The following is a 14,372-nucleotide window of genomic DNA, read 5'->3' as shown; positions in this document are numbered from 1 at the left end:
CATGACAACCGAGGTGGACAAGCGATGAAAACCATTACCCGAGCACTGCGACGGTCCTTCATATTCCTGGCTGCGCTGCTGGGCGCATTGAGCCTCACTGTCATGGGTTTCACGGTACCCGCGCAGGCAGCAGATCTGCTGCCTGGCCCGGCCCCCATAGAACAGCGCAGCGCCACCACTGTGACAAGTGACCGGCTGCCAACCGTGCAGATCGATTCCGGGGTGGTGTGGACTCAACAAATCATTGGGAACATTGTGTACGCAGGCGGAGCGTTCACCAATGCCCGCCCGGCTGAAGCTGCCCCCGGCACCAACCTCATGCCGCGCAGCAACCTTTTGGCTTATGACATCAGGACGGGCATCATTACATCCTTTGCCCCCAAGATCAACGGCACCGTGAAATCGCTCGCGGCATCCCCGGATGGAAAACAGCTCTACGTGGGTGGTTCCTTCACATCCGTTGACGGCCAGACTCGTTTTAATCTGGCGGCCTTTGATGTAGCTAGCGGCACGCTTTTATCCACCTTCAAGGCGGCGGTGGGTGGCTCCTATGTCAACGCCATTGTGGTGACAAATACTGCGGTTTATGTTGCCGGGCTCATCGGTGCTGGCAACGGCGTTGTCCGCAAGAGCTTCGCCGCCTTCACTACCAGCGGCGCTCTGCTTGCCTGGGCGCCCACCTCTGATCTGCAAGTGGACGCCATGGTCCTGACCCCGCAAAAGGATAAGTTGATTGCGGCAGGCCGCTTTGGCACCATCAACGGTGTTTCGCAGCGCGGGCTGGCTGCCCTTGACCTCTCCTCAGGAGCCTTGCTGCCGTGGCAGGCACCCACCATCATTCAAAACGGTAAGGGAAGTGGCAGCGGAGCCGGCAAAGCAGGAATTTGGGGACTCACCACGGATCAAAACGCCGTGTACGGAACAGGCTGGGTATATGCCGATATCACGGTGGGAAACCTGGAAGGCACCTTTGCCGCCGCACCAGGAGACGGTAGCATCCGGTGGATTGCCGATTGCCACGGAGACCACTACGGGGTTTATTCGGACGGCACAACTGTCTACACCACCAGCCATGAGCACGCGTGCGAATCGGCCGGTGGCATGGTGCAAAAACAGCCGCAAAACATGCGCAACGCCACTGCCACCACGGCAGCACCCAAGGGCACGCTGAGCCGCAGCCCGTGGGTCAACAGCATTTACAAGGACTGGAGCGGTTACCCTGCCCCCGCTGTGGTGAACTGGTATCCGGATTGGCTCACCGGGACCGCCACAGGCATGGGACAGGCGGGCTTCTCCATTGTTGGAACTGGCGGTTTCATCTCTGTTGGCGGTGAATTTGTGGGCGTCAACAACCAGCAACAACAAGGATTGGTCAGGTTCTCCTCAAACCCGCCGGGCGGTCCAAAGCAGGGCCCGCGGCTGTCAGGAACAGCATGGACCCCCACGGCCAAGTCCGTCGCAGCAGGTTCGGCACGTGTGAGCATCCCTGCCAACTGGGACAGGGATGATCTGTTCCTGAACTACAGCTTGATGCGGGTGGGCAAGGCGCAGCCAGTGGCTACAAGCACCGTGCAATCCACCTATTGGAACCTGCCAAGCATCACTCTGACCGATACAGGGCTCCCTCCAGGCTCGGCCCAAAGCTACTATGTGGTGGCCTCCGATCCTGATGGCAACAGCGTCTCTAGTCCACAAGTCTCGCTAACCATTGGCTCTGCCGTGGCATCGCCCTATGTGAGCGGTGTTCTCAATGACAACCCTTCCCTCTTCTGGCCTCTGGGTGGCCCGGCAGCCAACGCTGCGGCTGACTGGGTTGGTGGCAATGACGGCAAGGTTGGCACCGGAGTTGGAACAACGCCCGCCGGGGGAGGAGCCATTGCCGGGGATACGGCACCAGCCTCCACCTTCAACGGCACCGCCAACGGTGTTATTGGCTCCACCTCCACAGTGGCAGTGAGCCCCGCGTTCTCCACTGAGCTGTGGTTCAAGACAACCACCACCAGTGGCGGCAAGCTCATGGGGTACGGTTCCAGCAATTCAGGAACTTCTTCCAGCTATGACCGGCATGTTTACATGCTGAACAACGGGGCACTGTCCTTTGGTGTCTACACAGGGGCAACAAAGACAGTGACCAGCGCAACTGCCTACAACGACGGCGCGTGGCACCACGTAGTTGCCACTCAGGGAAGCGCCGGGATGGTGCTCTACGTGGATGGGCAGGTGGTGGGCAGCGATACCCAAACAACCACGGCCCAAAGTTACCTGGGCTACTGGCGGGTTGGCGGAGACACTCTGGGAAATTGGCCCAACGCGCCCACCAGTAACTACTTCAACGGCACACTGGATAATTTCGCCGTGTACAACAGTGCGCTCTCTGCGGCGCAAGTAGCCTCACACTACGCACTGGGAACAGGTCAAGGGGTGCCAACAGCATCGTTTACCGCAACATCGAACAACTTGGCGCTCGCCGTCAACGCGTCGGCGTCCACAGCACCGTCAGGGCAAACCATTGCGTCTTACCAATGGGACTTTGGTGACGGCACGCCAGCTGGCACTGGCGTCCAGGCTAACCACAACTACAGCAACCCCGGAACGTACACCGTGGTGCTCACAGTTAAAACCGGATCTGGAGTTCCGGCCACCACCTCCCGCACCGTCACTGTAACCGCTGCGAATGTGGCTCCTGTGGCTGGGTTTGCTGCGGTGGTTTCGGGGTTGGGTGTTGCTGTGGATGGTTCGGCTTCTGCGGATGCTGATGGTTCGGTTGCCTCCTATGCGTGGGCTTTTGGTGATGGGTCTACGGGGAGTGGGAAGACGGCGGCCCATACTTATGCTGTTGCTGGTAGTTACACGGTGTCTTTGGTGGTTACTGATAATCAGGGGCTTGCTTCTGCGGCTGTGACGAAGTCGGTGACGGTGGTTGCGGATCCTGTGGAGCCGGGGAATGTTGTGGCCAAGGATGCGTTTGGACGCACTGTCAGTAATGGTTGGGGTTCTGCTGATACGGGTGGGGCCTGGTCTTTGACTGGTTCGGCGGCGATGTTCCAGGTTTCTGGTGGTGTGGGAAAGATGCCGTTGGGTGCTGGTTCAACACGGTTTGCCACGTTGGGTTCGGTCTCTTCTACGGATACGGATTCTGTGGTGACGGTGGCGTTGAATAGTGTGCCTACTGGTGGCGGGAACTATGCCAGTGTTGCTGGGCGGCGGGTGGATGCGTCCTCATATTCAATGAAGTCCTGGGTCAAGGCTGACGGGTCTGTGTGGTTGGTGTTGTTGCGGGATTCGGTGACGTTGAAGTTGGTCCAGGTTCCGTCTCTGACGTATTCGGCGAACATGGTGTTGAACCTGCGCTTGCAGGTGACGGGTACTTCGCCCACTACGGTGCAGGGGAAGATCTGGCCGGCGGGTCAGGGTGAGCCTGTGGCGTGGTTGGCGTCGGCTACTGATAGCACTGCTGCTTTGCAAACTGCGGGCAGTGTTGGGCTGGGTGCGTACCTTGCCGGTTCAGCTACTGCTGCTGTTCAGACCAGTTTCGATGATTACGTGGTCACCACCAGCCAAGCCCCGGCCGCGAACAAGGCTGCTGCCGGGCTCGACGCTAAACTAGCTCCCGCACCGGCACCTGCACCTGCACCTGCTCCGGAGGCTAAGCCCGCACCGGCGGCTCCGGCTCCTGCTCCGGCACCTAAGCCCGCTCCGGTGGTGCCAGCGGCTCCGGTGGCGCCCGCTGATCCTCCTGCAGTCCCGGCCCCGCCTGCTCCTGCCCCGGCAGCCCCGGCTGCGGCGGGGATCCCCACGCCTGAGCATGTTGTTCTGGTCATGATGGGCAAGCGGTCATCGGCTGATGTCATGGGCAACCAAGAAGCCCCTTTCATCAATTCGCTGGCCAAGGACGGGGCAACAATGTCCAAGACGGTGGCGGGGCCAGATAACCTGAGCCTGTTCTCGGGGCGGACCCAGGACGCCGCCGGTGGGCTTTGCCCTCAGGCGTTCACCACGGACAACATTGCCACCCAGCTTGCAAGCGCCGGCAAGACTTTCACGGGTTTTGCTGAGGATCTGCCCAGCGCCGGATTCACCGGCTGCGTGAGCGGCCGCTATGCAGGTGTCAATAATCCGTGGGTGAATTGGCCCGCTGTCCCGGCCTCGGCCAACCAGCCTCTGACGGCGTTTCCTTCCGACTTCTCCAAGCTGCCTGCTGTCTCCTACGTGGTTCCTAACCTGGACCATGACGGGCACCAAGGCTCCATTGCTGACAGTGATGCTTGGCTGAAGAAGAATTTTGGCGGGTACGTTGCCTGGGCACAAGAACACAATAGTTTGCTGATCCTGACGTGGGGCGCAGCAGCTGATGGGCAGCAGATCCCCACTCTCATCACCGGCCAACAGGTTCTTCCGGGAACGTACACGGAAGCAACCACACCCTTCAGCGTTGTGCGCACCCTGGAAGACGCCTTTGCCTTGCCGGCCAATGACGCCAGCAAGGCCGCACTTCCCATCACCTCCATTTGGCAGAAATAGGAAGGATAAGCATCCATGATTCTCTTGGTGCACCCAACGGCGGAACTCTACGGATCCGACAGAGTTTTCCTGGCAAGCGTTTCCGCCATGATGCAAGCAGGTCACACAGTGTTCGTGTCACTGGCGGAAGCAGGCCCGCTGGAAGCGGAGCTCCGCTCCCGGGGCGCGGAGGTCCTTGTCTGCCCCAGCCCCATCCTGCGCAAGAGCATTTTCACACCACGGGGCTTTGTCCATGCCGTGACAGAGAGCCTGCGGGGCATAACCCAAGGCTCGCGGCTGATCCGGCAGCTGCAGCCCGAGCTCATCTACGTCAATACCATCACCATTCCGCTGTGGAACATGCTGGCAAAAATGCACCGCATACCACTGCTGGTCCATGTCCATGAGGGTGAAGCGTCAACCGGGGCCTTGATTAGAAAAGCGTTGGCGTTGCCGTTGTTCGCAGCGGACGCCATTGTTGCCAACAGCAACTTCAGTGCCGGAGTCATCAAGAGCTCCTTCAAGCGGCTGGGCGCCCGGATCCAAGTTCTCTACAACGCCGTGCCCGGGCCCGCCACCCCTGAACCGGTGCGCACTGAGCTTGCGGGTCCTCTGCGGCTGGCCTACATTGGCCGGCTCTCGCCGCGCAAAGGTGTGGATGTGGCCATCGACGCGCTGTCAATCCTCAAGCAACGGGGTGTCGATGCAGAACTAGATCTGATTGGTGCCGTCTATTCCGGCTACGAGTGGTACCAGGACCAGCTCCACGAACAGGTCCGTGACTACGAACTTGAGACAAAGGTACGCTTCCGGGGCTTCAAGGAGGAGATCTGGGACTTGGTGGCACAGAGTGACATTGTTGTGGTGCCTTCCCGCGCGGATGAACCCTTCGGGAATACGGCCGTCGAGGCCATCCTCGCTGGACGGCCGGTCATTGCTAGTGAAACCACAGGCTTGATTGAAGCCATTGCCGGTTACCAAGCGGGCACTCCGGTCAAGGCAAATGACCCCGTGGCACTGGCCAACGCGGTACAAAACATGATGGCCACGTGGGCTGACATGCAGGAACGGCTCACCCGTGACTTACAGACGGCCAAAAAACGACACAGTGTTGACGCCTACACGGATTACCTTTCCGAGATTGTTGATCAGATCATCTCGCCCAGAGAAGTCCGTGTCTTTGGCGCGTCCAAGGGCTAGTGTGGTGCGTAATCCCCATTACAGGGGCGGGCAGTATTCATTCTGGGGGCATTGCTAATGATCGCTGAAACGAGCATGAGATGAGTGAATCCGTGGCCGAGGATGCACAGTCGCACCGGGGCCGTTTTCGTGCCACCATGGCCCAGCTTGAAACGGCCCAGAAAAAACGGGGACGCGGTGCGCCAGCCTATTCCATCTATGTCAACCGGCCTCTTGGCAGGCGTGTGGCCGCAGCGGCTTTCCTGCTGGGGCTGGCGCCTAACACCGTCAGCTTGATCAGTGCGTTCTTTACCTTCAGTGCCATCATCTTGTTAGCGGTGCTGCCACCAACAGTGTGGCTGGGAGTCCTTGTCACAGCCCTGCTGGTCATCGGCTACGCCTTTGATTCTGCCGATGGTCAGGTGGCCCGGCTCCGCGGCGGCGGTTCACCGGCGGGGGAGTGGCTTGACCACGTTCTTGATTGCATCAAGTGCTCAACCCTGCATTTGGCTGTATTGCTGAGCGCATTCTTGCATTTCAATCTGAGCCCGCAAGGTTGGCTGCTGGTACCTCTGGGTTTCAGTATGGTTTCAGCTGTCTCCTTCTTTGCCAGCATCCTCAACGATCAGCTCAAAGCCAGGCATCCTGGCCCCGAGAACCTCACCGAACCGAAAGCCAGCACGCCCCTTCGCTCCCTGGTGGGGCTCCCCACGGACTACGGCGTCCTATGCCTGATTTTCCTCTTACTTGGCTGGCCCCAGTATTTCTTCGTCATCTACACCCTGATCTTCGCCGCAAACTTGGGCTACCTGATCCTGGCCTTGCCGAAATGGTTCGCTGATATGAAGGCCCTGGCATGATGAACGGCACCGGGGCGGGGCCAGCCGCGCTGCAACCTCAAGCTCCAGGGCCCTTGCAGGTGCTGGTCCTCTGGGCAGACGATAGTTCACCGAACCTGGGAGTCCGGGCACTGGGCCGAGGAACCGCAGCGCTAGTGCGGCGCGTGTGGCCAGACGCCGCCATCACCTTCGTGAACTACGGGCACGGTTCCCCGCACCTGCCCATGGGCCGGCTACGTTCACTGGTGCGTGAGCAGGTCACCGGGCGCCGCGGCATGCAGAAGTGGCTCTCTGGCTTTGATCTGGTTATTGATACCCGGTCAGGAGACAGCTTCGCTGATATTTACGGTTTGAAGCGGCACTCCATCATGACGGCTGTGGCAGCGTGTGTGCGCCGAGCAGGAATTCCCTTGGTGCTAGGCCCGCAGACCGTGGGGCCCTTCAACTCCAAACGCGGCAGACTCCTCGCTAGAGGCTCCCTCTCTAGTGCCAAAGTGCTCATGGTCCGGGACGCCGAAAGCGCTGACGCCTCCGCCAGGCTGGGCCGGGCCGTGGATGTGCAAAGCACGGACGTTGTCTTTGCCATGGAAGTCCCCCAGGTAGAGAAAAGCCGGGACGTGATCCTGAACATTTCCGGATTGCTATGGAATCCCAACCCCCACGTTGATTTCCGCTCTTACCGGGATATTGTGACCCGCCTGCATGATGGGCTGCTCGCACAAGGGAGGCAGCTGACACTTCTGGCCCACGTCCTGGACCCTTACCCAGGGGTGGGCACACAACAGCCCACCAGTAAAGATAATGACGTTCCGGCCATCAGGGAGTTCATGAACAGTGCGCAAAGCCAGGCCGAGGTGCTTATCCCTAAGGATCTTGATGAGGTCCGTGCCGCAGTGGCATCAGGCAACGTTGTCATTGGATCTCGGATGCACGCTTGCCTCAACGCCCTCTCGGTTGGTACCCCCGCCATTCCCTTGGCCTACTCCCGGAAGTTTGAACCGCTGCTGCGGGATCTGGGCTGGCAGCACACCGTTGACTTGCGGGACACGTCCACGGATCCTGTGGCAGCAGTCCTCCACCAACTTGGCGCAGACGCCATGGCCGGCGATCTTGCGGCCCTATCCGAAAATGCGCAGCGCCTGCTGCTCCGGGCCGAGCAAGCACTGCGGTCCCTTTCATGAGCCCACACGAACGGCTAGACGCCGCCATCAAACGTGTAGTTGAGGCAGATAATTGCTCCGGTTGTGGGGGCTGCGTGCAACTTGATCCAGGGCTCACCATGGAATTGAACGCGGAAGGCTATCTCCGGCCCGTCCGTAAGAGTCCGGACGTTTACCCACCAGAGGCTCGCGCAGGTACCCCAATAGGTGCTGCCGGGAGACCGGGGAGGGATGTGGAACGCGAATTCGCTGCGGCGTGCCCCGGCGTCCGGGTTGTAGCTCAACGGCCGCCCGGATCACTCCGCCATGCCCAGCTCGGTCCTGTAGTCCAGGCTTGGGAAGCGTGGGCAAATGATCCAGCAGTGCGCCATGCTGGCAGCAGCGGCGGCACACTCAGCGCACTTTCCGCGTGGCTTTTGGAGACCGGGCAGGCCGCAACGGTCATTGGCGCAGCCTCTGATCCGAACAATGCGCGAAGGACCGTGCCGGTACAAATAATCAGTAAGGAGCAAGCCCTCAAAGCTGCCGGTTCCCGCTACGCCCCGGTGGCAAATGCCTCGGTACCCGGTGCTCGGGACGCTGGCACAGCCTTCGTGGGTAAGCCGTGTGAGGTCTCTGCCATCCGTGCCCTGGGTCCCCGTGGCGAACGCGCCAGCGCAGAAGATGGGGGAGAGGCGGCTGCTGGCGAGGGCGCTCTCCTATTGTCGTTCTTCTGTGCCGGCACTCCCAGTCAAAATGCCACGGACCGTCTAGCCGCTGATTTGGGGGTGGCAGAAGGAGCCGGGGTTAGTGAACTGCGTTACCGCGGGCAGGGGTGGCCGGGAGACTTTTCCATCACCGGCACCGATGGCACAGTGCGGAGCGCTAGCTATGACGAATCGTGGGGTAAGTACCTCGGGCCAACCACGCAATGGCGGTGCAAGATTTGTCCTGATGGGGTGGGGGAGAGTGCAGACATCACAGCCGCAGACTTTTGGCGCACCGACGCCACCGGGTACCCCCTGTTTACCGACCGGGCCGGTATTAGTGCCCTGATCGCGCGCACGGAACGGGGCAGGAGCCTTGTGCTGGCCGCAGCCGCTGCCGGTGTGCTCACTCTCAAGTCAATGGACGTGGCTGAACTGGTGGCCGTCCAGCCACTGCAACGAAAACGCCGCGAAACACTTTTAGCCAGGCTGGCTGGCACCCTTGCTGCCGGCGGATCAGTGCCACGATTTTCTGGTTTTTCCCTGTGGCGTCTGGCCCTGCCCCGGCTCAGGGAATCCCTCCGGACAGCGCGCGGAACCTTCCGGCGGCGCCGGGGTCTGGACCGGAAAAAGTAGCGCTAGGCGCGCGCTTACAACTGCTTCTTGCGCAATCTACTAGCTGCGGAGAGCAGATCCGCCACGTCCCGCCTCACCGCCGGGACAAAAAGTCCCAGGGCATAAACAAGTACGGCTGCGGCCATCGCCACCAGCACTTGGGCCCACCTGCCTTGGTTGGCCAGTAATACAGTTGCCAGGAAGGCGCTTGCGGCCCCTAGCCCGGCCAGGGCTGACATGCGCAAGAACCCCGTCACGAACATTCTGATGGGCACCTGCTCCACTGAGCGGGCAATCCAATACAGCGAGAGCGGCCACTTCAAGAACGTGGAAATCAGGTAGCCGGCCGCAACACCGTTGACGCCCCAAAAAGCACCCACCACCAGAAATACCACCTTGACCCCAACGCCCACCAAATTGAACTTGAACAGGGCTTTAGTGATGCCTTTGGACACGTAGATCCAGTAGCCAAAGTAGGCCAGCGTCTGGAAGATGGCGGCGGCAGAGAGCATGCTCAAAATGGGTGCTGAGGCCACCCACTCATGCCCCAAAAGGATGTCAGTGATAGGGACGGCCGCCCCCGTGGCAACGGCAAGGCCAGCCACTAGTGTGTAGCCCAGGGCAAGTTGGCCCACCCGTGCAAACTCCCAGTACTTAGCGCCGGCATCCTGCAACCTGGACAAGACAGGAATGGCCACATTGGAGATAGGACTGCGCAACTGGTTGGCAATGTTCATGACCAGTTGATAGGGCCGGTTGTAGTTACCTAGCGGGGCAGCACCAAACACCAACCCAATTGTCACGGTGTCGGCGTTATTTCCCACATACGTAACAACCTGGGTTGCCACCATGTGCCAGCCAAAACGCAGGAAACCACCTATCTGGGTGCCACGCCTGGGCCGTCCGGGAAGCCAGCGGGAACAGATCACTGAGGCTAGTAAAACAACCAGTGAGGAGATCAGCACTTGAAGGACAAGAGACCAAACACCGAACCCGGAAAGAGCAAAGGCAATAGCAGCCGCCAGCCCAACCACGGTTGAGAGGAAATCAATCACAGCCAAGGCCGTAAAGCGCAGAGAGCGCGTCAGGCTTGCCCGGAATTGAGTGGCAGCACCATTGACCAAGAACACCAGTGAGAGCGCCTGGATCAAGGGAACCAGTTCATCGTGTCTGAAGAAGGCGGCTATGAGCCACGCCCCGAAGTAGACGCTCAGGGCAAGAACAACACCAATTGCTGTGTTGATCCAGAACAATTGATCACGCTGTTCCCGGGACAGCGTTTTGGCTTGGACAGCTGCCTGTGAGAGGCCAAAGTCCCGGAAGATCTCCGCAACTCCCGCTACGGCCATGACCATGGCGAACAAGCCGTAATCGCTGGGGCTCAGCAACCGGGCCAAAATGATAACTGACAAGGTTTGGAGCAGGACCTTGGCTCCTTGACCCACCACGGTGACGGCTGCACCGTGAACGGCCCGGCGGCCCAGTCCTTGGCCCAGACCTTCTCCTAAGCCGCTCTCCTCAACTCGTGGTTCCACAGCCCTCACCCCAACCGGCTGCGCACGTACGGCAGTAGCGGATCAGCCGGGGAGGACAGCCCGGTACGGTCCGTAAGCCTGGTGGCTGTAGGGGTTTGGGAGGTTTCCAACCGCAGTTCCGGACCGGCAAGGCGCTGCGCCAATTCCGGAAAAGAAGAATAGTGGGGGCCCAGCACATGAGTGGCCGCTGCCAGCATGTACACATCAACAACGGAGGAGGAAAGCGCCTGCTTACTGTTGTAAGGCCCCTTGTTGGCATTGCCGTGAGTGTGAGGAAAATGCTTTTGTACCTCGGCGAAGGCCTCGGGAGTGTCAGCGGAAACGTAGAAAGGAACTGCCGGCCACCATTGCCGGATCTCCCGCATGCGGTGCAGGTACCACTCCAAGGGCGAATGCTTGAGTGTTTCCTGATGAGCGTTGCTATTGGTGCGGATCATGACCCCAATGAACGGAACACCGCTGGGGCCATCCGCGAAGGCGGACTGGATGCTTGAACGCACAGCTTCGGCGGGGCTCAGCGCTCGCAGCTCCTGCTCCCACGGCGTGCAGTCAGGCGGCAGTAGCAGTGCGTGAGCAGTACGTATTTGCCATACACGCTGGGCCCTGGCCGCGGCATTGAGCCAGAGCAGCTTGTTGTCTTTATAGGGAAAGCACGGGGAAACTAGGCGTGATATTGCCGTACTCACCAAGGGTTCCTGAAAATCCCAGAGCTCGCTGAACGCGGCACCAAACATCTTTCCCACGGGCCACGTATAAGCAAAAGCACGCCCTTCAGCACGGGCAAGGATCCGGGCACCCAGCACGGCCCTGATCCGGTTTCCCAAGCCATGGTGCTTGTCAGTGACGGCAATGAGCGCGGGATTGCTCAGCAAACCCAACACATCATTGGCCAGTGCAGACATGGCTAGTCTGTTCCCTGTGAAATGTGAGCCCGGCTGCTGTCAGAGACAACACTGTGCGGGACACGGGTCTTCTCGAGGTGAGCTGGCTCGCCCTTCCCCTCCGTGTAATAGACATCGTGTAGCCGCAGCGGTTTGACACGGTTGAGGATAATTCCCGCCACGTGTGCACCCGTGGCGTCGAGGGCCTCTGACGCCTGGTCAAGTTGGGCCTGATGCAGTTTTCGCGAATCCACCACCCAGACAATCGAATCCACCAACTGTGCAATGACGGCCACATCGGCAACAGCCAGCACCGGCGCGGTGTCCACTAAGACAACGTCATACTTCGCTTTGGCTTCTTCGAGCAGGAGGCGCATGGGTTCAGAGCCCAACAGTTCGGCTGGGTTGGGCGGGATGGCACCAGCGGCGAGGACATCAAGAGACGTTGATCCCAAATGCTGGACCGCGTCATCGAAGCTCACGTCTCCAACCAATACCGTTGTCAGCCCCACGGCGCCTTCAAATCCCAGAGATCCTGCCACGCTTGGCCGGCGCAGATCCGCGTCAATGAGCAGGACCCGGTCCTTGTTTTCGGCCATGATGATTGCCAAGTTCAGGCCCGTGAGCGTTTTGCCTTCTGAGGGGATGGCAGAAGTGATGGCGATGGCTTTCATCTGATGGCTTGCCGCCGCAAATCTCAACCCCACTTTGATCTGGCGGAATCTTTCCGTGGCGGAACCGTTTGGTGCCCGCAAGGCCACAGGCCGGGAGTCATTACTGGCCCGGTTCTGCTCTACTGTGCCCAGCAGTGGGCGGTCGCTCATGCTCTTGAGAACAGCGGTGGAACGGACTCTGGTATCCAGCATCACCGTCAGAGCAATGGCAAGAATAGAAAGAGCTCCACCAAACATGCCGCCCAACAAGGCATTTTTTCGCTTGTCGGGCGATGACTGGAACTGTGCTGGGACGGCAGGTTCAATAACATTGACAACAATTCCGCCCTGCTTGGTGCTTTCATCGGGAGAAACCTTGGTCACCGCAGCCGTCAAGTACTTGGCTATGCTGTTGGCTGTCTTAGCCGAGAGCTCCCGGTTAGTGGTCCCCACTGAAATATCGAGAATAGCCGTGTTTTGGGGGGCCGAAACACTCATGCTGCGACGAATGTTCTCTTTAGTGGCTGCCGGGCCAAGATCCTTCAGGACCTGATCCAAAACTAAGGATGAGGACGCTAGCTGGGCAAAGGAGAGCATCTGGTTTTGCGTGTACGCGGAGCCTTGATTGATATCAGTGGCTGAACCAGCGCTACGCAATGAAAAGAACAGCGTTGTGCTGGAGGTGTAGACAGGTGTCACCGTAAATGACAGCGCAAACGCGGCTAACGCAGCCACTGCAACGGCCACCAGCACCACATACCAACGTTTGGCTAGGGTGGGCATAATGCGTGCTGAACGCGCCGTGCCTGCTGTCATGATCGAAGCCATAGTGCTTCCTCTCCAAAAACCTTCAGGGGGGCGGTGGTGGTGGCGGTGCTTGGGCGGGTGTGCGTGGTCAGTGCGAGGGCTCCGGCGCCCAGAGTTGTAACTGCACGGGGATATGTTGCCACCGCCAAGCCCGCCAGAAACCATGCCAGCGTTGCGTACTGAGTGATCAATGCAACGGTAGCGAAGGCTGGGATCATGCCGGTCACTGCCACCGCTGCCGGGGTGGCCCGCTTAAACATCACCGTGAGAACACAGCAAATTATTGCGCCAATGAGCAAGAACACTGGGATGAGTCCAAACCGCAGGGCCGTCAGGACCAACTCGCTGTCAATTGATTGGAAAGTACCGTAGTAGATCTTTCCATCCGCACTTGCTGTCCAACTCTTCGCCAAACCCAGGAAGGAAGCTGTATCGAAGAGGGAAAATATTTCCCCCCTGTAAGCGGCACTTCCCGTGGCTTCGCTACCGGCGGCGGAAAATACTTCAGCCAGCAGCGGAAGGCCAACAAGGGAACCAGCAGCCAAAAAGCCGGCCACTTTCCAGCGAAACGCCGGCAGCATTTCTCGGTGCAAGGTGAGTAAACCGATGACAAGGGTCAAGAGCAGAACTATCATCCCAATTCGGCTAAAGGTGAGCCCTACCGCCGTGGCAAGGATAAGCAATGAGAGCAGCTTCAACCACTGTGGCCAGCACACCACAAGTATGAATACCGAACACATCGCCAGGCTGGCGCTAAGGGCAATGGATTGCCCAAAGGCTCCTTCTACCCTGAGCTCGCCCCCTCGATAGCGCAAGGTGTGCCAGGCCTGGTAGAGATTGTTGTTCAGTTTGATTAACACGAACAGATTCTTCCCGCTCAGGAACTCGGCAATGGCCAAACAAGACGCTGCCAATGCCCCCGTTGCAATGCAGCTGTAAATCCATTGGGGGTTAACGCGGGAGGGCATGAGCCGCCCTCCCATGTAAGGGATCATCCACCCCCAGCAGACAATCACCAGGTGGCCCCACTGAACCCAACCCAAAGCCCACCCCAGAATCACCAAGGTGGCGAAGGAACCAACAAGAAAATCGACTACGGAAAATCGGAATCCATGCACTGACGATGACGCAATGACCAACAGGGTGACAACGGTTATGGCTGAATAGAAAACACCCACCTGTGCGCCCAGCCAAATGGGCACGCAAAAAAGTGTGGCGGCCCATACCGTCATCATGGATTTTGGAGACCGCCTGAAAAAGAACACGAGGATCAAGAGCGCTGCGAGGGCAGTTCCCAGAAGAAGCGGCGTGCGAATAAGGGATTCGGTCATGGGGTTGACCCCGCACGTTGCCCGGTGAGTTGTTGGAGAGACGGAAAGGGCTCAGTGAACCTTGATGACGGGCATGTAGACCGCCGCAACCGGCATCACCTAGCTACCGTGAAGGCTGCGGGTACTGACAGGGCAGCGCTGGATGCCAACATTTCATCACGGAGGAGCTTGGCGCACAAAGCCCTG

At 59.4% G+C, this 14,372-nt stretch carries 9 protein-coding genes; 5 read left to right on the top strand and 4 right to left on the bottom strand.

The genetic code is table 11. The features are described 5' to 3' along the window. Positions 1-24: 24 nt before the first annotated feature. From CVS29_RS01735 to CVS29_RS01715, 5 genes are all read left to right on the top strand, one after another. Complete coding sequence (locus CVS29_RS01735; protein ID WP_110104601.1) at positions 25-4,521, top strand: PKD domain-containing protein; 4,497 nt, start codon at positions 25-27, stop codon at positions 4,519-4,521. 15 nt (positions 4,522-4,536) lie between these two features. After that, a complete protein-coding gene (locus CVS29_RS01730; RefSeq protein WP_110104600.1) occupies positions 4,537-5,700 on the top strand; it encodes a glycosyltransferase family 4 protein in 1,164 nt (387 codons plus the stop codon). Between the two features lie 80 nt (positions 5,701-5,780). Continuing rightward, complete coding sequence (locus tag CVS29_RS01725) at positions 5,781-6,539, top strand: CDP-alcohol phosphatidyltransferase family protein (protein WP_110104599.1); 759 nt, start codon at positions 5,781-5,783, stop codon at positions 6,537-6,539. After that, complete coding sequence (locus CVS29_RS01720) at positions 6,536-7,699, top strand: polysaccharide pyruvyl transferase family protein (RefSeq protein WP_110104598.1); 1,164 nt, start codon at positions 6,536-6,538, stop codon at positions 7,697-7,699. Before CVS29_RS01725 ends, CVS29_RS01720 begins: the two co-directional genes overlap by 4 nt. Next, on the top strand, positions 7,696-9,000 hold the full coding sequence (locus CVS29_RS01715; protein ID WP_110104597.1) for a Coenzyme F420 hydrogenase/dehydrogenase, beta subunit C-terminal domain: 1,305 nt from the start codon (positions 7,696-7,698) through the stop codon (positions 8,998-9,000). The genes CVS29_RS01720 and CVS29_RS01715 overlap by 4 nt, the downstream gene beginning before the upstream one ends. 14 nt (positions 9,001-9,014) lie before the next feature. Here CVS29_RS01715 and CVS29_RS01710 read toward each other — a convergent pair whose 3' ends face one another. From CVS29_RS01710 to CVS29_RS18320, 4 genes are read right to left on the bottom strand one after another with little or no spacing between them, the layout of a single operon-like run. Then, positions 9,015-10,514 carry a lipopolysaccharide biosynthesis protein gene (locus CVS29_RS01710; protein ID WP_170120864.1) on the bottom strand — a complete coding sequence of 500 codons (1,500 nt, stop codon included), beginning with the start codon at positions 10,512-10,514 and terminating at the stop codon, positions 9,015-9,017. Positions 10,515-10,519: 5 nt separating this feature from the next. Beyond that, positions 10,520-11,416, bottom strand: coding sequence for an O-fucosyltransferase family protein (locus CVS29_RS01705; protein ID WP_110104595.1), 897 nt, complete (start codon positions 11,414-11,416; stop codon positions 10,520-10,522). Between the two features lie 2 nt (positions 11,417-11,418). Next, a complete protein-coding gene (locus CVS29_RS01700) occupies positions 11,419-12,876 on the bottom strand; it encodes a tyrosine-protein kinase domain-containing protein (RefSeq protein WP_170120863.1) in 1,458 nt (485 codons plus the stop codon). Then, the gene (locus CVS29_RS18320) at positions 12,861-14,186 is read right to left on the bottom strand and encodes a hypothetical protein (protein WP_170120862.1); all 1,326 of its coding nucleotides are present in this window, start codon (positions 14,184-14,186) and stop codon (positions 12,861-12,863) included. The genes CVS29_RS01700 and CVS29_RS18320 overlap by 16 nt, the downstream gene beginning before the upstream one ends. Between the last annotated feature and the right edge of the window lie 186 nt (positions 14,187-14,372).

It is taken from the genome of Arthrobacter psychrochitiniphilus, from assembly GCF_003185915.1.
Taxonomy (GTDB): Bacteria; Actinomycetota; Actinomycetes; order Actinomycetales; family Micrococcaceae; genus Specibacter; species Specibacter psychrochitiniphilus.
The sequence above is the reverse complement of the archived record's forward strand: the minus strand, read 5'-3'. Positions and strand labels throughout refer to the sequence as shown.